Origin of the sequence: Streptomyces pristinaespiralis (assembly GCF_001278075.1) — a bacterium.
GTDB classification, from domain to species: Bacteria; Actinomycetota; Actinomycetes; order Streptomycetales; family Streptomycetaceae; genus Streptomyces; species Streptomyces pristinaespiralis.
Genome location: NZ_CP011340.1, coordinates 7,182,302 through 7,202,053, shown reverse-complemented (window position 1 = coordinate 7,202,053; position 19,752 = coordinate 7,182,302). Strand labels below are relative to the sequence as shown.

General features: G+C 72.1%; 22 protein-coding genes and 1 pseudogene. 7 read left to right on the top strand and 16 right to left on the bottom strand.

What is annotated here, in order from left to right:
• Positions 1 to 64: 64 nt before the first annotated feature.
• The 4 genes from SPRI_RS30905 to SPRI_RS38955 all read right to left on the bottom strand — a co-directional run bounded on the left by SPRI_RS30905 (position 65) and on the right by SPRI_RS38955 (position 3,861).
• Positions 65 to 1,510, bottom strand: a complete 1,446-nt coding sequence (locus SPRI_RS30905) for an MFS transporter (RefSeq protein ID WP_037775310.1) — start codon at positions 1,508 to 1,510, stop codon at positions 65 to 67.
• 301 nt (positions 1,511 to 1,811) lie between these two features.
• Entirely contained in the window at positions 1,812 to 2,264 is a 453-nt protein-coding gene (locus tag SPRI_RS30900; protein ID WP_005320220.1) for an ArsI/CadI family heavy metal resistance metalloenzyme, read from the bottom strand.
• A gap of 33 nt (positions 2,265 to 2,297) precedes the next feature.
• Entirely contained in the window at positions 2,298 to 3,659 is a 1,362-nt protein-coding gene (locus SPRI_RS30895) for an FAD-dependent oxidoreductase (protein WP_005320218.1), read from the bottom strand.
• A 31-nt stretch (positions 3,660 to 3,690) separates the two neighbouring features.
• Complete coding sequence (locus tag SPRI_RS38955) at positions 3,691 to 3,861, bottom strand: hypothetical protein (RefSeq protein WP_182327589.1); 171 nt, start codon at positions 3,859 to 3,861, stop codon at positions 3,691 to 3,693.
• A gap of 74 nt (positions 3,862 to 3,935) precedes the next feature.
• On the opposite strand from SPRI_RS38955, the gene SPRI_RS30890 reads away from it, so the two are divergent.
• On the top strand, positions 3,936 to 4,301 hold the full coding sequence (locus SPRI_RS30890) for an ArsR/SmtB family transcription factor (protein ID WP_005320214.1): 366 nt from the start codon (positions 3,936 to 3,938) through the stop codon (positions 4,299 to 4,301).
• Between the two features lie 164 nt (positions 4,302 to 4,465).
• Here the strand turns inward: SPRI_RS30890 and SPRI_RS30885 are convergent, their stop codons facing one another.
• Positions 4,466 to 4,792, bottom strand: a complete 327-nt coding sequence (locus tag SPRI_RS30885; protein WP_005320213.1) for an ArsR/SmtB family transcription factor — start codon at positions 4,790 to 4,792, stop codon at positions 4,466 to 4,468.
• A 61-nt stretch (positions 4,793 to 4,853) separates the two neighbouring features.
• On the opposite strand from SPRI_RS30885, the gene SPRI_RS30880 reads away from it, so the two are divergent.
• Complete coding sequence (locus tag SPRI_RS30880) at positions 4,854 to 5,963, top strand: flavin-containing monooxygenase (protein ID WP_005320211.1); 1,110 nt, start codon at positions 4,854 to 4,856, stop codon at positions 5,961 to 5,963.
• A 25-nt stretch (positions 5,964 to 5,988) separates the two neighbouring features.
• Here the strand turns inward: SPRI_RS30880 and SPRI_RS30875 are convergent, their stop codons facing one another.
• The 5 genes from SPRI_RS30875 to SPRI_RS30860 all read right to left on the bottom strand — a co-directional run bounded on the left by SPRI_RS30875 (position 5,989) and on the right by SPRI_RS30860 (position 9,268).
• A complete protein-coding gene (locus SPRI_RS30875; protein WP_037775309.1) occupies positions 5,989 to 6,447 on the bottom strand; it encodes a nuclear transport factor 2 family protein in 459 nt (152 codons plus the stop codon).
• Positions 6,448 to 6,774: 327 nt separating this feature from the next.
• Complete coding sequence (gene ku / locus SPRI_RS30870) at positions 6,775 to 7,740, bottom strand: non-homologous end joining protein Ku (protein ID WP_005320206.1); 966 nt, start codon at positions 7,738 to 7,740, stop codon at positions 6,775 to 6,777.
• 117 nt (positions 7,741 to 7,857) lie between these two features.
• Positions 7,858 to 8,436 carry a dihydrofolate reductase family protein gene (locus SPRI_RS30865; protein WP_005320204.1) on the bottom strand — a complete coding sequence of 193 codons (579 nt, stop codon included), beginning with the start codon at positions 8,434 to 8,436 and terminating at the stop codon, positions 7,858 to 7,860.
• Between the two features lie 215 nt (positions 8,437 to 8,651).
• Positions 8,652 to 8,804: a DUF6126 family protein gene (locus SPRI_RS38600; RefSeq protein ID WP_374987871.1), complete on the bottom strand. Its 153-nt coding sequence runs from the start codon at positions 8,802 to 8,804 to the stop codon at positions 8,652 to 8,654.
• 122 nt (positions 8,805 to 8,926) lie between these two features.
• Positions 8,927 to 9,268, bottom strand: coding sequence for an ArsR/SmtB family transcription factor (locus SPRI_RS30860; RefSeq protein ID WP_005320201.1), 342 nt, complete (start codon positions 9,266 to 9,268; stop codon positions 8,927 to 8,929).
• A 180-nt stretch (positions 9,269 to 9,448) separates the two neighbouring features.
• On the opposite strand from SPRI_RS30860, the gene SPRI_RS30855 reads away from it, so the two are divergent.
• Complete coding sequence (locus SPRI_RS30855; protein WP_037775307.1) at positions 9,449 to 10,918, top strand: hypothetical protein; 1,470 nt, start codon at positions 9,449 to 9,451, stop codon at positions 10,916 to 10,918.
• Between the two features lie 97 nt (positions 10,919 to 11,015).
• Here the strand turns inward: SPRI_RS30855 and SPRI_RS30850 are convergent, their stop codons facing one another.
• The 4 genes and pseudogenes from SPRI_RS30850 to SPRI_RS30835 form a co-directional block, all read right to left on the bottom strand.
• Positions 11,016 to 11,753, bottom strand: coding sequence for an SAM-dependent methyltransferase (locus SPRI_RS30850; protein WP_005320197.1), 738 nt, complete (start codon positions 11,751 to 11,753; stop codon positions 11,016 to 11,018).
• A gap of 491 nt (positions 11,754 to 12,244) precedes the next feature.
• A pseudogene (gene grpE, locus SPRI_RS30845) lies at positions 12,245 to 12,865 on the bottom strand (nucleotide exchange factor GrpE); the annotation flags it as partial.
• Positions 12,866 to 13,014: 149 nt separating this feature from the next.
• Positions 13,015 to 14,919, bottom strand: a complete 1,905-nt coding sequence (dnaK, locus tag SPRI_RS30840) for a molecular chaperone DnaK (protein WP_005320193.1) — start codon at positions 14,917 to 14,919, stop codon at positions 13,015 to 13,017.
• A gap of 108 nt (positions 14,920 to 15,027) precedes the next feature.
• The gene (locus SPRI_RS30835) at positions 15,028 to 15,510 is read right to left on the bottom strand and encodes a J domain-containing protein (protein ID WP_053557537.1); all 483 of its coding nucleotides are present in this window, start codon (positions 15,508 to 15,510) and stop codon (positions 15,028 to 15,030) included.
• 172 nt (positions 15,511 to 15,682) lie between these two features.
• Here SPRI_RS30835 and SPRI_RS30830 point away from each other — a divergent pair, with 172 nt between their 5' ends.
• The 3 genes from SPRI_RS30830 to SPRI_RS30820 all read left to right on the top strand — a co-directional run bounded on the left by SPRI_RS30830 (position 15,683) and on the right by SPRI_RS30820 (position 17,547).
• Positions 15,683 to 16,081 (top strand): hypothetical protein, encoded by a 399-nt coding sequence (locus tag SPRI_RS30830; protein WP_106428570.1) that lies wholly within the window; start codon positions 15,683 to 15,685, stop codon positions 16,079 to 16,081.
• A 130-nt stretch (positions 16,082 to 16,211) separates the two neighbouring features.
• Positions 16,212 to 16,685, top strand: a complete 474-nt coding sequence (locus SPRI_RS30825; protein ID WP_053557536.1) for a hypothetical protein — start codon at positions 16,212 to 16,214, stop codon at positions 16,683 to 16,685.
• A 412-nt stretch (positions 16,686 to 17,097) separates the two neighbouring features.
• Complete coding sequence (locus SPRI_RS30820) at positions 17,098 to 17,547, top strand: Rieske (2Fe-2S) protein (RefSeq protein ID WP_005320185.1); 450 nt, start codon at positions 17,098 to 17,100, stop codon at positions 17,545 to 17,547.
• Here SPRI_RS30820 and SPRI_RS30815 read toward each other — a convergent pair.
• Complete coding sequence (locus tag SPRI_RS30815) at positions 17,534 to 18,184, bottom strand: cysteine hydrolase family protein (RefSeq protein ID WP_037775303.1); 651 nt, start codon at positions 18,182 to 18,184, stop codon at positions 17,534 to 17,536. The genes SPRI_RS30820 and SPRI_RS30815 overlap by 14 nt on opposite strands.
• A gap of 156 nt (positions 18,185 to 18,340) precedes the next feature.
• Between SPRI_RS30815 and SPRI_RS30810 the strand changes: the two genes are divergently transcribed.
• Complete coding sequence (locus SPRI_RS30810) at positions 18,341 to 18,808, top strand: pyridoxamine 5'-phosphate oxidase family protein (protein ID WP_005320181.1); 468 nt, start codon at positions 18,341 to 18,343, stop codon at positions 18,806 to 18,808.
• On the opposite strand, the gene SPRI_RS30805 is transcribed toward SPRI_RS30810, so the two are convergent.
• The gene (locus SPRI_RS30805) at positions 18,797 to 19,711 is read right to left on the bottom strand and encodes a LysR family transcriptional regulator (RefSeq protein WP_005320179.1); all 915 of its coding nucleotides are present in this window, start codon (positions 19,709 to 19,711) and stop codon (positions 18,797 to 18,799) included. The two genes, SPRI_RS30810 and SPRI_RS30805, sit on opposite strands and share 12 nt — an antisense overlap.
• Positions 19,712 to 19,752 lie beyond the last annotated feature (41 nt).

The following is a 19,752-nucleotide window of genomic DNA, read 5'->3' as shown; positions in this document are numbered from 1 at the left end:
CGGGACATCGGGCGGTCCCCGGGTCGGACCTGTGCACTCCCCCGGCCGCGTGGCAGCCCATCGGCTACACGCCGACCTGCTCACCGTGCGACGCGGAGGCCGAAGGTGCCTGCGCGGCGGCCGCGGCGGACTTCTCACCCCGCATGACCAGCAGGGTGACGACGCCACCGACCGCCGCGATCACAGCGGCGCCGATGAACGCGGACGAGAATCCGTCGGTGAGCGCGGGCAGGTTGCCCGGCTCGCCGGCGCCCTGCGACATCGCCACCGCTGTCAGGGCGGCCAGACCGAGGGCCGAACCCACGTTGTACGTCGTGTTGACGATGCCGGACGCGAGACCGGCCTGCTCCTGCGGGGCGCCGGACATCGCGGCCATCATGGCCGGGATGTAGGCGAGCGACATGCCCAGCGCGGCGACCAGCGACGCGGGCAGGACGTCGATCAGGAACGTACCGGTCGGCTCCACGGCGGAGAGCCACAGCAGGCCCGCGGCGAGGACCAGCAGACCGCCGGCGATCAGCGGCTTGGCTCCGAACCTGCCCATCAGCCGGGCCGTGACGGCCGTCATGAAGATCATGAGGAGCACGGTCATGGGCAGCAGGGCGGCGCCGGAGGCGAAGGCCCCGTGGCCGAGGACCTGCTGCAAATAGAGGTTGAGGAAGTACCACATCGGGATCCAGGCGGCGCCCAGCAGCGTCATGGCCAGGTTGGCCGGGCCGAGCCGCGGCACACGCCAGATGCCGAGCGGCATGAGCGGCCGGCGCACCGACCGCTGGATCACGAGGAACAGGATCAGCAGAGCGGCGGCACCGGCCAACTGCAGCACGGTTCCGGTCGACCCCCAGCCCGCCTCCGGTGCCCGGACGACGGCGAAGACCGTGAGCGCGAGCCCGGCGGTGACGGCGGCCGCGCCCAGCACGTCGACGGAACCGCGACGGCTCTCGACGGACGGCAGCAGCCGGGTCGCCGCGAGGGTCGCCAGGCCGATCGGTACGTAGACGATGAACACCCACGGCCAGCTCAGCCACTCGGTGAATACACCGCCGAGGAACACACCGGCGGTGCCGCCCGCGGGAGCGGCGGCACCGTAGAGGGCCATCGCCTTGCCGAGCTCCTTCGGGTCGTGCCCGAAGAGCATCATCAGGAGCGTCATCGCGGCCGGGGCGATGAGCGCTCCGCCGGCACCCTGGACGGCGCGGCCGAGGACCTCGACCCAGGCGGTCTGGGCCGCCGCGGCGACGACGGAGCCGGCGATCATCACGACCCAGCCGGCATTGAACACCTTGCGTGCGCCGAGCAGGTCGGAGAGACGTCCGCCGAGGAGCAGCAGGCCGCCGAAGGCGATGACGTACGCGTTGAACACCCACTGGAGCTCGCCCTGCGAGAAGCCGAGGTCCTTCTGCATCTCGGGGAGCGCGACCCCGATGATCGAGGTGTCCATGATCACCATGAACTGGGCGGCTGCGAGCACGGCGAGCGCCCACCACCGCCGGGGATTGACCGTTGACATGACCGTTTCTCCCTTGCTTGCGTACCCCCAGGGGGTATCTGTCGATCGCAAGATACCCCCAGGGGGTATCAAGGGGCAAGGGTTCTTCCGTGGTCTTCGGCGATCCGGCGCGCAGGCATTTCGAGCTGCGGCATCACGTCTCAGGCAGCAAGCAGCAATGGAGTTCGTGACCGTGAGCGCCGGGGCGCCGGGGCGACGGGGCGACGGGGCGACGGGGCGACGGGGGCGGAAACGGCTCGAGGCCGCGACCGGTCCCCCGTTCCGGTCGCGGCCTCTCAGGTGTGCGGAGGTCGGTGCAGGGTCAGCAGCAGGCGCCGGCGCGAGCGTCGGTGTCGTCGGCGGCCGGCCCGGCGCAGCACGAGCTGCCCTGTTGCTTGGTCAGGTTGGCGGCGTCGGCCTTGACGACGTACACCTCCCAGGGCTCCCGGCCGGGGCCATGGACCCAGACCTTGTCCTGGAGGGCGTAGCAACAGCTGGTGTCGTTCTCCTCAGCCGTCGCGAGGCCCGCCTCGTCCAGTCGGGCGGTGGCCGCGTGAACGGCCTCGGTGCTTTCGACCTCCACGCCGAGGTGGTCCATACGCGTGTCCTCGTCCGCCGCGCCCTCGATGAGGACGAGCTTGAGCGGGGGCTCGGCGATGGCGAAGTTGGCGTAGCCGTCACGGAGCTTGGCCGGCTCGGCGCCGAAGAGCTTCGTGTAGAAGGCGACGGATGCGGCCAGGTCGGGGACGCGCAGGGCGAGCTGTACACGGGACATGACGGTCCTCCTGCTGGATGGGGTGGTTGAGCGTCAGCAGCCGCCGGAGATGGCGGGGGCGCCGACGCCGATCTGGAGGGTGGCGGGGGCCGCGCAGCAGCCGCCGCCGTCGGACTGCGCGGTCTCGGGCTCGTCGAACAGTCCCGCTCCGCCGCACACGCCGGTCTCGGGGAGGGTCAGCTCCACGCGCTCGGCGGCCTCCTGGTCGCCGGCCAGGGACGCGGCGACGGAGCGGACCTGCTCGTAGCCGGTCATCGCGAGGAAGGTGGGGGCGCGGCCGTAGGACTTCATGCCGACCAGGTAGACGTCCTTCTCCGGGTGGGAGAGCTCGTTCACGCCGTGGGGATAGACCGTGCCGCACGAGTGCTGGTTGGGGTCGATCAGCGGCGCCAGCGCGACGGGGGCCTGGAGGCGGTCGTCCAGACCGAGGCGCAGCTCGTCGAGGAACGTGAGGTCGGGGCGGAAGCCGGTGAGCACGATGACCTCGTCGACCGGGTCCAGGCGGCGGCCGTCCTCGCCGACGAGAACCAGACGGCCGTCCGTGTCGCGTTCGACGGCCTCGGTGCGGAAGCCGGTGACGGCGTCGGCGTAGCCGCCGTCGACGGCTGCCTTGGCGGCGAGGCCGAGGGCGCCGCGGGCGGGGAGCTGGTCGGCCTCGCCGCCGCCGAAGGTGGAGCCGGAGATGCCGCGGCGCAGGATCCACACGCCGTGGGTGCCGACGCCGTCCTGCGACCTGGCCAGGTCGGCGAGGTAGGCGAGCGCGGTGAACGCGGAGGCGCCGGAGCCGATGACCGCCGTGCGGCGGCCCGCGTAACGGGCGCGTACGGCCGGGTCCTTGAGGTCCGGGACGCGGTAGGTGATGCGGTCGGCCGCCGCCTTCTCGCCGAGGGCGGGGAGGCCGCTGCCGCCTGCCGGGCCGGGGGTGGCCCAGGTGCCGGAGGCGTCGATCACGGCGCGGGCGGTCAGCCGCTCCTCGCGGCCGTCGGCGTGCTCGACGTGGACGACGTAGGGCCGGCTCTCACGGTCGGCGTCGACCACCCGGTCACGGCCGGAGCGGGAGACGCCGGTGACGGTGGCGCCCAGGCGCACCCGGTCGCCGAGGACGGCGGCGAGCGGCCGGAGGTACCGCTCGGCCCAGTCGCCACCGGACGGGTAGGTGTCGGCGTCGGGCCTGACCCAGCCGGTCGGGGCCAGCAGCTTCTCCGCGGCAGGGTCGACGACTTCGCCCCAGGTGGAGAACAGCCGCACATGGCTCCACTCGCGCACGGCGGCGCCGGCCGCGTCACCTGCCTCGAGAACGAGGGGCTCGATGCCGCGCTCCAGCAGATGGGCGGCGGCCGCGAGTCCGATGGGGCCGGCTCCGATGACGATGACGGGGAGCTGCTGGGTGCTCATGGTGATGGATCTCCTCGGTGCGGTGGGGTGGTCAGCGGGAGTGGATGAGCGCGGTCAGCCGAGCGTGCGCCTGTCGTTGCGCAGCTCGGCCGGCACTGTCGCTGATCCGGGCGCACGAGTCGCAGAAGCTGACGCCGGCCATGTGGCGGGCGGTGCGGCGCGCCTTGGCGGCGCTGAGCGCGGTGCGGATCGCTGTCGTCACGACAACCCCCTGTTTCGATGTCTGTCGATACATCGGAGCTTGCCACTCGTATCGACGAGTGTCAACATAGACACATGTCGAAATCAGAAGTCGCGCAGCTGCCCGTCCTCGAGAGCGAGATCGTGGTGCCGTGCTGCCCGCCGATCGCCGCCGGGGAGCTGTCACAGGCGGACGCGGAGAAGATGGCCGCCATGTTCAAGGCGCTGTCGGACCCCGTGCGGTTGCGCCTGTTCTCCAAGGTGGCCTCGCACCCGGGCGGCGAGGCGTGCGTGTGCGACATCGCCGATGTCGGCGTCTCGCAGCCGACCGTCTCGCACCACCTGAAGAAGCTGCGCGAGGCAGGGCTGCTGACGTCCGAGCGGCGCGGCACATGGGTGTACTACCAGGTCGCCCCGTCCGTGGTGGCGGCGATGTCCGCCATGCTCGATCTGCGCACCTGACCGTCCCGTAAGGGAGGTCAGCCGGTGCGGCCGGCAGCGCGGTCGAGCGCCTCGACCTGCCCGACGACTCGTCCGGTCGCGCCGGTCAGCCGGTCCGGCCAGGCGGCCGGCAGTGTGGCTCGAGCGCTCGACCTGCGCGCCCGGTCCGCCCCCGGTCGGGCCGGTCAGCCGGTGCAGTCGGGCGGGCAGCAGCGCAGCAGGTACTCCTTGAGCGCATCCAGACGGTTCGCCATGGTGGCGCCGTCCGCTCGGTAGAAGACCTGCTTGCCCTCCTTGCGGGAGAGGACCAGGCCACCACGGCGCAGCAGGCTCAGGTGCTCCGAGGCGGTCGACGGCTTCAGTCCGCAGCGCTCGGCGATCTCACCGACGCCGAGCTCCCGGCCGCCGGCGAACTGCCGCATGATCAGCTGGCGGGTCTCGCTCGCCAAAGCCTTGAGGAAGTCGGCCGTCGCCCGGTCGACCCCCGCGTCCGGATCGCTTCCTGCTGCCACAGCCCCGTCTCCAACATTTCGACAGTTCCCGAAACAACGATGTATTGGAGTTCACCTTCTCATGGAACACGCCGACCTCGTCGTCGTCGGAGCAGGCCAGTCCGGCCTGGCCACCGCCGCGCTCGCACCCCGTCACGGCTTCGCCCGCACCCTGGTTCTCGAAGCCGCCGACCAGGCGGGCGGGGCTTGGCCGCGCTACTACGACAGCCTCACCCTCTTCTCCCCCGCCCGTTACTCCTCTTTGCCCGGGATGCGCTTCCCCGGCGATCCGGACCGCTACCCGAGGCGGGACGAGGTGGTCGACTACCTGCGCGACTACGCGAGCCGCCTGCCCGCCGACATCCGCACGTCCACCGAAGTCACCTCCGTGACCCGCCGGGACGGCACCTGGGTGGTCGGCTCGGACGACGGCAGGCAGATCACGGCACGCGCGATCGTCGCGGCGACCGGCGACTACACGAACCCGTACCTGCCGGACGTGCCCGGGCGGGACGGGTTCGCTGGGCAGCAACTGCATGCCGCCGAATACCGCAGGCCCGGCCCCTTTACCGGCCGGCGGGTCGTGGTCGTGGGCGGCGGCAACTCCGCCGTCCAGATCGCCGCCGAACTCGGCGCGGTCGCCGACACCACGCTCGCCACCCGCCGCCCCATCGGCTGGACGCCACAGCGACCGCTGGGCCGGGACGTGCACTGGTGGTTCGAGCACACCCGCTTCGACACCGCGCCGCTGCGCCGGCTGCTGACCAGGGTGCCGGTCTCCGTCCTCGACGACGGGCACCACCGCTCCGCCCTCGAGGAGTACGGCGTGGACCGGCGGGAGATGTTCACCCGCCTCACCCGGGACGGCGTGCTGTGGGCCGACGGTACGAAGGAACCGGTCGACGCGGTCGTCTGGGCCACCGGGTACCGCCTCGCCTTCCCCTACCTGACCGGCAGCGGGGCCCTGGACGCCGACGGCCGGCCCCGGCACCGCGGCGGCCTCGCCACCGCCGTGCCGTCGCTCGGGTTCGTCGGCATGGAGTTCCAGCGGAGCTTCTCGTCCAAGACGCTGCGCGGCGTGGGCCGCGACGCGGCCCACGTCCTGTCCCGGCTGGGTCGCCGGCGCGGCGCGCCGGGGCCGTCGTCAGGGCCGTCGTCGAAGCCGTCCGGCGATCAGCGGCGGATCCCGTAGGGCCGGGGGCCCGGCCGTCCCGGGTTCACGGGGTGCAGGCCTCGGCGATCGACAGGCTGTTCTCGTAGAGGTGGTGCCGGGTGATCCGGCCGTCCTCGACGGTCAGGCGCAGCGCGAACGGGCCCTCGAAGGACTTCCCCGTGGCGCGTACGGTCCCCGACAGGTGCCCCATCAGGACGGCGTCCTTACCGTCGACGAGGAAGGTGTCGACGGAGGCGCGCGCGTCCTCGGGCACGGTGTACTCCGTCAACTCCGTGAACTGCGCGGCGCATTCGGCGGCGGTGGACCTCGGGCGGATCCACGGGACGGCGGGGTTCTCCGCGAGCAGCCAGTCGACCTCGTCGGCGAAGAGCTGGACGAGCCGCCCCGTGTCCCCGGCGATCCGCGCGGCGAGGAACTCCTGCACGGTGGCCCGGGTGGCCTCGGCGACGGAACTCGCGGTGGTGACTGCACTGGCCGTGGTGGCAGTGGACCTGACGGACATGGCGCTCTCCTCGCGGCTGCGGCCGGATCCCGGCGGGGGTTCCCGTCGATGTGCTCGATCCTGCCCGGGGAGGGAGGAGCGGTCGATTACCCCAGGGGTAATGAGGCCGCCACAGCAGGGCGGAGGGCCGGGCGGCAGGCGTCGATCACGGGGCAGTGAACCGCCGCACCACGCAGGGCGCGGCATCCATCACGAGGGGGACGAGCCGCGACAGCCGGGGCAGAGGGCCGCGCGGCGGGCATCGATCGCCCCGTCGGAAGGAGCCGCCGCAGCCCTGGCAGGGGGCGCACGCGAGCATCGACGATGACGGGCGGGCCGCGCGGCAGGCTAGGAGGCCCGCGGCTTTCGCCGGTCGGCCGTCTTCTTCGGCGTGGCCTTCTTGGCGGTGGACCCGGCAGTGGACCCGGCCGCGGTCTTCTTGGCCGCGGTCTTCTTCGCGGGCGTCTTCTTGGCCGCCTTCTTGGCCGTCTTCTTCGGCTTGGGCATCTCGTGCACCGTGGCGTGCTCGCCCTCTCCCCGGGACTCGCGCGCCTGCGCGACGGAGGCGTTGAGGGCGGCCATCAGGTCGACGACCTGTCCGCCCGGCTCCTGCGCCTCCGCGACGGGGGCGGGCTGCTTGCCCTGGGCCTTGGCGGCGATGAGCTCCTCGAGCGCCTCACGGTAGTGGTCGGTGTAGTGGGAGATGTCCTCCTCACCCATCGCATCCATGAGCGCGATCGCCCCGTCGACCTCGGAATCCTCGATCTCCACGGCCGGCGGCGCCAGCGAGGCGGGGGACCTGATCTCGTCCGGCCAGTGCATCGAATGCAGGACCAGGGCGTCCCCCTTGACCCGCAGCAGCCCCAGGCGCTCGCGGCCCCGGAGCGCGAACTTGGCGACCGCGACCTTCGACGACCGCTCCAGTGCCTGCCGCAGCAGCTTGTACGGCTTGGCCGCGACCTGACCGTCACCCTCCAGGTAGTACGAGTCGCCGATCCGTACCGGGTCGATCGACCCCGCCGGCACGAACGCCACGATCTCGATCGCCTTCGCCGTCGGCAGCGGAATCTCCGCCAGGTCCTCGTCCGTCACGGCGACCAGCTGGTCCTTCGCGACCTCGTAGCCCTTGACGATCTCGTTGTCGGACAGCTGCTTCCCGTCCAGCTCGCAGACCTTGCGGTAGCGCACCCGGCCCATGTCCTCCAGGTGGACCTGCCGGAAGGAGATGTTGTGGTTCTCGGTGGCGGGCACGACCTTGATCGGGATGGTGACCAGGCCGAAACTGATGGCGCCGGACCAGATGGGACGGGGCATGAGCTACCTCCAGCAGGGCCCGAGCACTGTCGCTGCACCCTCCTCACCGTAGAACGCAGAGAGCACGGCCGCGCGTCTTGGCCGAGGGGCGGCGTACGCAGCCGCCGCAGGACTCGGTCAGGCGTGCAGGGTGGGCCGGTAGACGAGTTCCTGGATGTGCCCGTCGAGCGTCCGGTGGTCGATCAGCTCGAGGTCGAAGTCGGCCGCGCCCTGGAAGATCGGGTCCAGCCCGCTCCGACCGGTGATCACAGGGAAGAGCGTCACCTGTACGCGGTCCACCAGGCCTGCGGCCATCAGCGCCCGGTTCATCGACAGGCTGCCGTGCGAGCGCAACGGCACCTCGGACTCCTTCTTGAGCCGGGCAACGACGTCGACGGCATCGCCACTCACGACGTTCGCGTCCGGCCAGTCGAGGGGTTCCTCCAGGGTCGTCGACACCACCGTCGCCGGCAGGCTCCTCATCCGCGTGACCCACGGGTCACGCACCTCGGACTCCTCGGTGCTCGAGGCCAGCATCCGCGCGAACGCCCGATACGTGTTGGCACCGAAGACCATCCGCTGCTCCTCGCGGTACAGGCCGAGGCGGTGATCGAGGAGCTCGGGCCCCTGCTTGCCCCAGTAGCCGGTCCAGTCGCCGCCTGCGGCGCCGAAGCCGTCGAGGCTGGAAAAGACGTCGAAGGTATAGGTAGCGGTCATGGCGCTCTCCTCGATCGCGGTGGACGCGTGTCGGGGATAAGACCGGCGAACGCGTCGGAATTCATCGCCCTGGGCTTCTGGGGTCCGTCCGCCTCGGATCGGCGTCCACGGCCACCCTCCCTTCCGCGATCCAGCGACTCGTCCGGCAAGGCCGGGCGGCGGCGTGGCTCACCGCAGGTTGGACGTCAGCCCCGCACGCCCGCGCCGGTCCACCGTCACTTCTGCGCGTGCTCGCCCACATAGAACAGCAGCCACACGAAACCGGCGAACAAGTGGCTCGCGAAGACGTACACGAAGACGCGCAGCATCACACCGCGCTCCTTCCACTTCTCCAGGTCCTGCTCCTGGCGCTTCGCCTTGCGTGCCACGTCGTCCCTCACAGTCGTCTCGGTCAAGCGGCCCTGGGCACGTGGCCGGAACCTCACAAGCGGCGGTGGGCCCCGTCGGTCGCCGCGCCGCAGTCCACACGTGCCGGCAGGCCACGCACTCGTCAGGACACGTCCGACTCCGCCCGGCGCAGCTCGGCCAGCAGTTCCTGCTGCTCGGTCAGCAGCACCGACAGAACGCGGCGGGCAGCGGCGAGCAGCTCCGCCACGTCCCCGCCCGCCAGCTCGTAGACGACCGTCGAACTCTCCCGGGTCGCCCTGACGATGCCCGAGCGGCGCAGCACCGCCAGTTGCTGCGACAGGCTCGACGGCTCGATCTCGATCGCCGCCAAGAGGTCCCGTACCGGCATCGGCCCGTCCTGCAGCAGCTCGAGAACCCGGATTCGCACCGGGTGCCCGAGCATCCGGAAGAACTCGGCCTTCGCCTGGTACAGCGGTACCGGCAGAGCGGTCACGCTTCACCCACCCCGTTCGCCGTCGCCTCGGCCGCCGCGCCCACACCACGCTCCCGACCTCGGCACCTGTCGAATTGAAGAATTCTTCACATCATAAACCCGGCCCGCCCGGCGGAGAGCCGCACGGCACCCGCCGGGGGGCCTGCCCGGGCGACAGTAGGGTTCGGTCGCATGAAGGACCCCGCCCTGGAGCTGCTGCGCACCCGTCCGGATCTCGCCGACCTCGCCGCGTTCCCGTTCGACTTCGACATCGCTCGCGCCTACCACGTGGAGGATGTCCGGCTGGCGTCCGGCGCCCCGCTGGAACCGGTCGCCGGGGACGACACCGGCGGCACCTACTTCGTCTGCGGGGACGGCGCGGTGCTGTACGCGTCCTCAGAGGGCGAGGCCGTACTGATCGCCGACAGTGTCACCGAGGCACTGGAGACGATCATCAGGCTGCCCAGGTGGTGCGAGGGCATACGTCCCGGCCTCGACGAGGAGCAGCTGCTCGCCGCGGTCCGCGAGGGCGACGAGGAGGCACGGGAGCAGTTCGCCCCCGAACTGGACGCCCGACGCGCGGCGTTGCTGAGCGGCCTGGGTCTGCCCGACCGCCCCCTCTTCGAGCTCGCCGCCATGGCGGAGTCGGCCGCGCGACGCACGGAACCCGACCATGTGCTGCTCAATGCCCACGAGCTGGGGGCGTACCGCCTGCCAGGCGACCCTCCGCGCCGCTCGCTGCGTGACGTCGTGCTGGCGCCGGGCCGGGAGGCCCTGGAGAGGATGCGGTCCGGCGAGCCCGGCTCCTGGGAGGAGGTGGGCGCCGACGCCGTACTGCGGGCCGGGGTGATCCGGGCCGCGCAGTACGACCGCCGGGCGGACGACCTGCCGTTGCTGTGCTTCCTGCTGGAGCGCGAGAACACCGAACGGACCGACTGGTTCCATGAACGCCTGTCGGCTGCCGTCCTTGTGGGTCTGCACGGCCGCACGGAGGATGTGCAGCTGCTTCGAGAGGCGACCGGTGGCTGGGTGACGGACGCCGAGGGCGCCGTCAGCCGGGCCCGGAAGGAGGACGAGGAGTGCCACGGCCAGGACCCCGCGGCGGAGAGCGAGTTCACCTGGATCGAGCTGGCCCGCCGGCAGGGCCGCACGGAACACGCCCGGGTCGCGCTGATCCGCATGCTGGACGACACAGGCCCCGACGCGGAGCGGCTCCGGGAACTGAGCCGCGCGCTGGAACGGCTCGGCGACCACGCCCAGGCGGCCCGGGCTCAGTCCGACCTGCTGTCACTGCAGGACACGGGATGGGACCGGGCAGCGGAAGCACACGTCCTGGCCCGGCTGGAGCTCCGCAAGGGCGATCTGGGAGCGGCGCGGCGGGCGTTGGAACGCGCGCGGACGGCGGTGGGACTCGACGGCGCCGCACCCGACGCGACGGTGTCCGAGTGGCACCGCCGGGGTCTCGGCCGGATGATCACGCAGCAGCACCTGGAGCTGGTCATCACGGCCGTCGAGGCCGGTGAGGCGGACCTGGCGCGAGAGACGATGCGGCACGGGAAGGTCCTGCTGAAGTCGATCGCCGACGGGTTCCGCTCCTCGCTGGGCGATCTGCCGGCCCGGGCTACGTGGGCCGTCGCGCGGCTCGGCCGGGGACCGTCGTAGGCCCCCTCACAGACAGGTCCGTCGCCCGCGGTGGCGGTCCGATCGACGTACGTGCCACAGGGGTCGGCCGGCAGGGCGGAGGCCTGTCGGATCCGGTTCAGTCAGCCGTCCGCCGCAGGACCAGGGAGACGAAGCCCCAGCAGTCGCGGTAGACACGCAGCCACCCGGACCGGTGGGCGGTGGCGGCCGCGAGCGCCTGCGCACCGTCCGGATCGTCACGGTGGTCGAGCGCCCAGCCGGCCAGCGATCCCGTCCAGGACCACTCGTAGGCGTCCAGCTCCTGGCGGGTGCTCACATGCCCGTGGACCGGTGTCCAGCCGGCGTCGACGACCCGCTCCACCGTGGTCGCCAGGTCCATGAGGTCCCCGAGCATCTCGACGGCCTCCGGCGAGGGCGTACGTTCCCAGAAGCCGTCCCCGATCAGGACGCGGCCCCCGGGCGCCAGGTGCGTGCGGGCCGCCGCGAGGGTGGGAAGCAGGCCGCCGAAGGCGTGCGTCGCCCCGGAACTGATCACAAGGTCGAACGCGTGCGGGGAGTCGAAGTCCGCCGCGTCGTGGCGATGGAGGGTGAGGCGCTCGTGAACGCCCCGCTTGATCGCGGCCTCTCTCGCCCGGGACAGGGCGTCTTCGGAGACGTCGACGCCTTCTCCCTTCAGAGCGGGTTGCGCGGCCAGGGCACGCAGCAGCCATTCACCGCCGCCGCAGCCCAGGTCCAGCACGCGCTCGGCGCCGGGCCGGAGGCCGTGATCGAGCAGTCGGCGCACCGAGTCGTCGTCCAGCGGGGAGGCCACTGGGTGGTCGGCATGGGCGAGGAGGGAGATCTGTTGACGGTCCACCGGCGCAGCTTGGCAGCGCCGGTGGACGCACGCACCTGCTTTTCGGGGCCCAGGGGCCGGGGGGTGTGGTTCCGGTGCCGGACGCGACCGGATGCGGGTGCCGGTCGCGGCCGCAAGCCTGTGCCGGACGCTGCCGCGGAGCCCGTGCCGGACGCTGCCGCGGAGCCGTGCCGGTCGCGGCCGCGTGCCCGTGCTGCCGCGTGCCCGTGCCGGTGCTGCCGGATGCCGGTGCCCGTGCCGGTGCTGCCGGTCCCGGACGCGTAACGGCCCCCGCGTCAGGGCACCGGACGCCGGACCGGCGCCGCAGGGACGGCTGCCGGTCCCCGACCGGACCCGCGCGGGAAGGTCCGCCGGCTGGACGGCCCCGAGGTGCACGGAAGGCCGGACGCCGATCAGCCCGCGGACGGGGACCCGCGGTCGCCGCCCGTCCCGGGCCCGCCCCGCAACCCGTCCCGACGGGTGTCCCGCTCACCTGCGACCGTCGCGCCGTCCCCGACGGCCGCGCCCCCGTCCACACCGGTGCCCGCATCGGCGTCTGCACCACCCGCACCGGCGACGGGCGGACCGGTCACCACCACCTGGGCGGGCCGCAGCAGATGGTCACCGACCCGGTAGCCGGGCCGCAGCACCGCGCTGCAGACGGGCCGCTCCTGTTCCTCGGACTCCGTGTAGTCGAGCGCCTCATGGGCCGTCGGATCGAACGGCTCGCCCACCTCGCCGACGGACTGCAGCCCGAGCGCGGCCAGTTGCTCCTCGAGGAGATCGGCGACGGAGGTGAACCCCTTCGACGTCTCGCCGTGCTCGCGCGCCCGGACGACGGTGTCCAGGACCGGCAGCAGGGCGCCGAGGACGTTGGACACGGCGATCTGCTGCACCGCCCTGCGGTCGCGTCTCACGCGCTTGCGGTAGTTGTCGTACTCGGCCTTCGTCCGCTGCAGATCGGCGGTCCGCTCGGACAGCCGTGACCGCAGCTGCGCGATCTCGGGCGCCGCCTCCCCGGCACCCACCGCCTGCCCCTGCTCCCGCTCCGGCCCCGGATGCGCCGTCGGCTCAGCAGAGTCGGGCTGCCGATGCGCGTCCGGACGGGCATCCGCACCGGACCTGACCGTCACCGCCGCGTCGGTGTTGGCCGCGGGACCGGGCCCGGCCTCCTCGGTGGTTCCGCGCAGCTCGAGCGTGACCGGATCGCTCCGGCGACGGTCGCGGATGATCACGGGCGGACGCTGTTCCTTCCTGTGGGTGCGCCGGTCGTTCGGGACGCTCATCCTTCGCCTCCCTGCCGCCTGTCCTCGTCGACGATCTCGGCGTCGACGACGTCGTCGTCGGCCTGACCCGCTCCGGCCTGACCCGCTCCCGTCTGTCCCTCACCGGCCTGTGCGCCACCGGCGGCACCCGCCGCCCCCGTGGCGCCCTCGGGCCGCGCCTGGGCGTAGATGGCGGAGCCGACCTTCTGTGCGGCCACACTGACCTTCTCCGTGGCCTCACGGATCGCGGTCGTGTCGTCGCCCTTGAGCTTCTCCTTGAGGTCTCCGAGCGCGGTCTCCACCTCCTGCCCGGCATCCTGCGGGACGTGCTCCGCCTGGTCGCGCAGCAGCTTCTCGGTGCTGTACACCAGGCCTTCCGCCTGGTTGCGTGTCTCGGCCGCCTCCTTGCGGCGCCGGTCGTCCTCCGCGTGCTGCTCGGCCTCGCGCATCATGCGGTCGATGTCCTGCTTGGGGAGGGCGGAGCCACCGGTGACGGTCATCTTCTGTTCCCTGCCCGTGCCCAGATCCTTCGCGGTCACGTGCATGATCCCGTTGGCGTCGATGTCGAACGTGACCTCGATCTGCGGCACCCCGCGCGGGGCCGGCGGCAGACCGGTCAGCTCGAACATCCCCAGCTTCTTGTTGTACGACGCGATCTCACGTTCGCCCTGGAAGACCTGGATCTGCACGGACGGCTGGTTGTCCTCGGCCGTGGTGAAGACCTCGGACCGCTTGGTCGGGATCGTGGTGTTGCGCTCGATGAGCTTGGTCATGATGCCGCCCTTGGTCTCGATGCCCAGGGACAGCGGGGTCACGTCCAGCAGCAGGACGTCCTTGACCTCGCCCCGCAGCACACCGGCCTGGAGCGAGGCACCGATGGCGACGACCTCGTCCGGGTTCACGCCCTTGTGCGGCTCCTTGCCCGTCAGTTCCCTCACCAGCTCGGTGACGGCGGGCATCCGGGTCGAGCCGCCGACGAGGATCACATGGTCGATGTCGTCGACGCTGATGCCGGCGTCCTTGATCGCGTTGTGGAACGGGGCCTTGCAGCGCTCCAGCAGATCCGCCGTCAGCTGCTGGAACTGGGCGCGGGTGAGCTTCTCGTCCAGGTGCAGCGGGCCCTCCGCGGAGGCCGTGATGTAGGGCAGGTTGATCGTCGTCTCGGTCGCGGATGACAACTCGACCTTGGCCCGCTCCGAGGCTTCACGCAGCCGCTGCAGGGCCATCTTGTCCTTCGAGAGGTCGATGCCGTAGCCGTTCTTGAACTGCTTGACCAGATGGTCGACGACGCGCTGGTCCCAGTCGTCACCGCCGAGGTGGGTGTCTCCGTTGGTGGCCTTCACCTCCACCAGGCCCTCCCCGATGTCCAGCAGCGAGACGTCGAACGTGCCGCCACCGAGGTCGAAGACGAGGACCGTCTGGTCGTTCTCCTTGTCCAGGCCGTACGCGAGCGCGGCGGCGGTGGGCTCGTTGATGATCCGCAGCACATTGAGACCGGCGATCTCCCCCGCCTCCTTGGTGGCGGTGCGCTGCGAGTCGTTGAAATACGCGGGCACGGTGATCACCGCGTCGGTCACGTCCTCCCCGAGATACGCCTCCGCGTCCCGCTTCAGCTTTTGCAGCACCCGGGAGGAGATCTCCTGCGCGGTGTAGCGCTTGCCGTCGATGTCGCCCGAGTCCGGGAAGCGCCACTGCGCCTCTCCCATGTGCCGCTTGACCGAGCGGGCCGTGCGTTCGACGTTGGTGACCGCCTGACGCTTGGCGATCTCCCCCACGAGCACTTCCCCGCTCTTCGCGAAGGCGACCACGGAGGGCGTGGTCCGCGCTCCCTCCGTGCTGGCGATGACGGTCGGCTCGCCGCCTTCGAGGACGGACACCACCGAGTTGGTCGTACCGAGGTCGATACCCACTGCACGGGTCATCTCAGCTCTCCTTCCTGCACGCACTCGTCGGCGCGCCCACCGGGCCGCGCCGCGCCGGAGGTCCGACCGCGGTGGGCACCGCCGCACCGATCATGCGGAGACGGCGGTTCACGGCCACTGCCACGGGTCGGCCTCCATGGCCCATCGCAGCAGCAGGGTCAGCGGATCCGAGGAGTACGGGGCCTCCTGCGGTTGGACGTGTACCCGGACAGGGCCCGCGCGCACGCTCGGCCCCGGCCGCGCACGTCCCGCGAACCCCGACGGCTCCGCGACCGGGCTCTCGGCGGGTCGCGGACGAGCCGGAGGGCCGGGCGCCCGGTCGTCGGTCACCGGGATCCGCCGCGCTCCGGAGGTCCGGCCGCGGTGACGGTCCGCGTCGTAGCGTCGCCGCAGCTCCGGGTCGCGGAGGACGGCGTACGCCGCCACGACGGCGGCGAGCTCCTCGAGCCGCACCGACCCGCCGTCCGGGCGGGAGTCCGGGTGCAGGGCCCGGACCTGGCGGCGGTAGGCCGTGGTGATCTGGCGGGACGTCGCGGACGGCTCGACGCCCAGCACGGCGTAATGGTCACGCGAGAAGGACGGCCCCGGCATCTCGCCCACCTCCTCTCCGCGCTCTCCGAGCGGGGCGGCAGCACCCTGGAACCGGGATGATCCTCATCAAATATGTACATAAAACTTGAGTCGGGTATTGTCAAGGCTGTCGCTGCGGAGATACCTAGAATGGAAGCTGCAGGCCGCATCCGACGGGATGGAGGTGGACGACGTGATCACCGAGATGGCAGTCGAGCGCGTGGAGTTCACCTGCGGCAGGTGTTGGCACGAGTGGAGCGCCGACTACGACGTCCAGCAGTACCGCGACGAACAGGGCGGACAGTGGGAGTACTTCTCCCGCGACGGCACCCCGGTGCCCTCCCCGTACACGCCGGCCGGCGCGCCGCCGTGTCCGATCTGCGGCCGCCGATGGGTGGGCCGCATCCTGGCGCGGCGGCCGGTCCCCATGCCCCCGGGAGCGACCCACACGCCCCGATTGAAGATCACCGACGCCTCAGGGCACCGCTCGGAGCGGCACGGGGCACGGCTCCTCGGGTCGGCCGCCCACGTCCAGCCCGAGCCTCTGGGGCCACCGGCGGAGGAAAGCAGCGAGCCCCGCGTTCCCCGCTGACCGACGCCGGCCGACGCGGACCGAGGCCGGCCGACGACCGAGGCAGACCGAGGGCCGAGGCAGACCGAGGGCCGGCCGCCCCGGACCGAGAGGCCCCTGAGCGAGAACGTCTCGAAGGAGGTGCAGCGCCATGGCCCGCCTTGCAGTCCGGGGCGAGGAGCTGATCGTCGAACTGACCTGGTGGGAGAAGATCACCGCACGGCACTCCGACGTCCGGGTGCCGCTCGCGGCGGTGGAGAAGGTGACGGTGGAACGCGACTGGCGGCGCGCCCTGCGCGGTGAGCCTTCCCGTGGCGTATGGATCGGTGACCTGCTGCAACTCGGCGTGCGCGAGCAGGCGGACGTGCGGGACTTTGTCGCGATCCGCCCCCGGCGGGGGCCCGTTGCGCGTGTCGACCTTCGCCCGGAGGCGTCGCCGTTCGCCCGCATCGCCGTCTCCGACCGCGTCCCTCAGACGACGGCGGACGGCATACGTACGGCCGTGAGCCACCACCTGCTCACGGCGGCCGGACCCCGGGGCGCCGACCCCGGCCCGGTGCCACGCAGAAGGCCCGCCTGGCTGCCGGGCCGCTCCCCGGCGCCGGCTCCCCCGGCCGGCATCTGAGGCCGGCCGCCCAGCACTTCCCCGGCGGCACCTGAGCAGGGACGCACCGGTCGCAGACCGCCGCAGACCGCAGACCGGCACCGCGTCGTGGCCCGGCCGGGACCACGACGCGGTTCTGCGGCTGCCCGGCCCAGGGGCCCGGCCGCCCTCCTCGTGAGCGCTGGTCTAGGCCGTGAGCACTGATCTCGGCCGTGAGGGTCGATCCCGGCCGTGAGCACTGATCTCCGCCGTGAGCGTTCATCCAGGCCGTGAGGGTCGATCTCGAACGTGAGCATCGAAGTCGACCGTGAGCGCTGTGGCTGCGTGACCGGCCCCCAGAGAATTTCCCGATTCCGTGAACGTCGCGGCCCGCCGACGCGTACAACATCACGAACCGGCCGGTACCGGGGCCGGAAGAGACGAGGGAGCCAGCATGACCGGAACGCAGGGGACCGCCCGGACCGTGGCGCGCCGTACCGTCGTCGCCGCCGTGGGCGGGGCCGGTCTCTCCGTCGCCCTGACGGCGTGCGGCGGCTCGGACGACTCGGCGCAGTCCGTGTCGGACAAGCCGGCCGGTGAGGGTGGCGCCGCCGCCGGCGGCGGCACAGTGATCGCCAAGACCACCGACATCCCGGAGGGCGGCGGCAAGATCGTCGGGGACGTGGTGATCACCCAGCCGGTGGCGGGCGAGTTCAAGGCCTTCTCCTCCAAGTGCACGCATCAGGGCTGCGCGGTGTCGGGCGTCTCCGACGGCACCATCAACTGCCCCTGCCACAACAGCCGGTTCGACGCCACGGACGGCAGCGTCAAGGCGGGACCCGCGACGAAGCCGCTGCCGCCCGCCACGATCACGGTGGAGGGCGACTCGATCAAGCTCGCCTGACGCGGGGCGGCCCTTTCCAGCAGGACGCCACCTCGTCGGTGGTGGCGATCGTCGCCACGAGCGACAGGGTGTTGCGGATCATCGCGGGGGTGTACTCGGCGGGCACTCCCGCGATGGCGTCCGCCACGACGACCGCGGTGTAACCCAGGTTGACCGCGTCGAAGACGGCGTTGGGCACCGCCACGTTCGCCGACACCCCGGTGACGACGAGGGTGCGGCAGCCGAGGTTGCGCAGGATCGGGTCGACGTCCGTGCCGGCCAGCGGCGACAAGCCGTGCAGTCTTCGCACGACGATGTCCTCGGGCGCCACGTCGATCGGCGGGGCGATCCGCACCGCGGCGGAGCCGGTGTGCTGCTGGACGGGCAGCCGAGCGGCGGCCCTGAACAGCCGTGCGTTCCGGTTGGACCCCCGGCCGTCGGGACGCTGCTCGGCCACCGCGTGCAGCACCTGCACCCCGGCGTCGTGCGCGGCGGCGACCAGCCGGGCGACGTTGCGGAGGGCGCCGGAGGAGCTCGCCGCGGCGGCGAGTTCCGGCAGCGCGCTGTCCTTTCCGACGACGCCCTGCTGACATTCGACGGTGAGGAGCGCCGTCGTGGACGCCTCGACCTGCTCCAGAAGCTGATGGAAGGATGGCACGCGGCTCCTCCTCGGTGTCCCGGCCCCTCGGCACGGGGAGGCGCGACGGTACCCCCCGTTGCGCACAGGAGGAAGAGCCTCCATGCTGACCGGGCAAGCTTTCTGACGAGCCGTCAGCTCGACCCGTCGTGTCAGCCGTTTCCGGGAGGCCGTGCCATGACCGCCATTCAGCGACGGGGCCGTCGCATCATGATGTCCCCCGCCGAGCTGGACGCCTTCCTGACGGAGCAGCGGACCTGCCGGGTGGCCACGGTGTCGCCCGACGGACGTCCGCACGTCAGCGCGCTGTGGTTCGCCTGGGACGGCACGTCGCTGTGGCTCTACTCCCTCACCCGCAGCAGGCGCTGGGCGGAGCTTCGCCGTGATCCGCGGGTCGCCGTGGTCGTCGACGCCGGCGAGGAGTACGGGGACCTGCGGGGCGTGGAGCTGTCCGGCACGGCCGTGTTCGTGGGCGAGGCCCCGCGAACCGGTGAGCCCTGCCCCGAACTGGCCGTGCCGGAAGCCCTGTTCGCCCGGAAGAACTTCGGGCTCGACGCGATGCCCCACGACGGCCGGCACGCCTGGCTGCGGCTCACCCCGGACGCGGTCGCGTCCTGGGACTTCCGCAAGCTGTCAGCCCTCTGACTCCGCGACCGGCCCGGCGGCGGCGCGCAGCGCCTCCACCGCCGCCCTGATGGAGGGCCTGCGGTCGGCGTCGGTACGCCACACCGCGTAGACGTGGCGGCGCATCCGCTGCCGTACGGGGACGAGCGCGACGCCCTCGGGAACCGGCCCCCGGCCGAGCCGGGGAGCCACGCAGACCCCCAGCCCCGCGGCGATCAGGGCGAGCTGGGTGTGGTGTTCGCCGGCCCTGTGCCCGATCCGCGGTTCGAAGCCCTTGGAGCGCAGGGTGAACATCAGCCACTCGTGGCAGAACTCGCCCTCCGGCCAGGACACCCACTCGTCGTCGGCGAAGTCCTCGAGGTCGACCTCCGCACGGTCCGCCAGGGGGTGACCGGCGGGCATCGCGACATCCGGCACGTCGTCGAGCAGTTGCGCTTGCGCGAGGCCACCCGGGACGGGCAGCCGCTTGTTGCTCCAGTCGAGCACCACCGCGAGGTCGAGGTCCCCGCGGATGACCGCCCTGACACCGGTCTCCGGCTCCAGCTCCGTGGACAGCACCCGCAGCTCCGGGTGGTCGCGGCGCAGGGTCGAGATCGCGGCCGGGAACAGGCCGCGGGCCGCGGTGGGGAAGGCCCCGATCCTGACCTCGCCGACCGCCTGGCCGCGCCGCGCCTCGATGTCGGACTGGGCGAGCTCGACCTGGGAGAGGATGCGCGCGGCATGGTCGGCGAGGAGCCGGCCGGCGTCGGTGAGGCGTACGCCGCGCCCGTTCTTCGCCAGCAGCTGCTGCCCGACCTCCCGCTCCAGCTTCGCCATCTGCTGGGAGACGGCCGAGGTGGTGACGTGCAGCCCGTCGGCGGCGGCGCTGACGGAGCCGTGCCGGGCCAGCGCGTCCAGGGTGCGCAGTCGCTCCAGGTTCAACATGTAAGCAATGCTAAGCGAAGCAGTCGAGAAATTCTCGCTTG

Coding starts and splice junctions, on each gene's coding strand:
- SPRI_RS30895 (WP_005320218.1), bottom strand. CDS start 3,659: ATGAGCACCCAGCAGCTCCCCGTCATCGTCATCGGAGCCGGCCCCATC.
- dnaK (WP_005320193.1), bottom strand. CDS start 14,919: ATGACCCGTGCAGTGGGTATCGACCTCGGTACGACCAACTCGGTGGTG.
- SPRI_RS30890 (WP_005320214.1), top strand. CDS start 3,936: ATGTCGAAATCAGAAGTCGCGCAGCTGCCCGTCCTCGAGAGCGAGATC.
- SPRI_RS30880 (WP_005320211.1), top strand. CDS start 4,854: ATGGAACACGCCGACCTCGTCGTCGTCGGAGCAGGCCAGTCCGGCCTG.
- SPRI_RS30835 (WP_053557537.1), bottom strand. CDS start 15,510: ATGCCGGGGCCGTCCTTCTCGCGTGACCATTACGCCGTGCTGGGCGTC.
- SPRI_RS30905 (WP_037775310.1), bottom strand. CDS start 1,510: ATGTCAACGGTCAATCCCCGGCGGTGGTGGGCGCTCGCCGTGCTCGCA.
- SPRI_RS30900 (WP_005320220.1), bottom strand. CDS start 2,264: ATGTCCCGTGTACAGCTCGCCCTGCGCGTCCCCGACCTGGCCGCATCC.
- SPRI_RS30820 (WP_005320185.1), top strand. CDS start 17,098: ATGACCGGAACGCAGGGGACCGCCCGGACCGTGGCGCGCCGTACCGTC.
- SPRI_RS30805 (WP_005320179.1), bottom strand. CDS start 19,711: ATGTTGAACCTGGAGCGACTGCGCACCCTGGACGCGCTGGCCCGGCAC.
- SPRI_RS30865 (WP_005320204.1), bottom strand. CDS start 8,436: ATGACCGCTACCTATACCTTCGACGTCTTTTCCAGCCTCGACGGCTTC.
- SPRI_RS30855 (WP_037775307.1), top strand. CDS start 9,449: ATGAAGGACCCCGCCCTGGAGCTGCTGCGCACCCGTCCGGATCTCGCC.
- SPRI_RS30825 (WP_053557536.1), top strand. CDS start 16,212: ATGGCCCGCCTTGCAGTCCGGGGCGAGGAGCTGATCGTCGAACTGACC.
- SPRI_RS30810 (WP_005320181.1), top strand. CDS start 18,341: ATGACCGCCATTCAGCGACGGGGCCGTCGCATCATGATGTCCCCCGCC.
- SPRI_RS30875 (WP_037775309.1), bottom strand. CDS start 6,447: ATGTCCGTCAGGTCCACTGCCACCACGGCCAGTGCAGTCACCACCGCG.
- ku (WP_005320206.1), bottom strand. CDS start 7,740: ATGCCCCGTCCCATCTGGTCCGGCGCCATCAGTTTCGGCCTGGTCACC.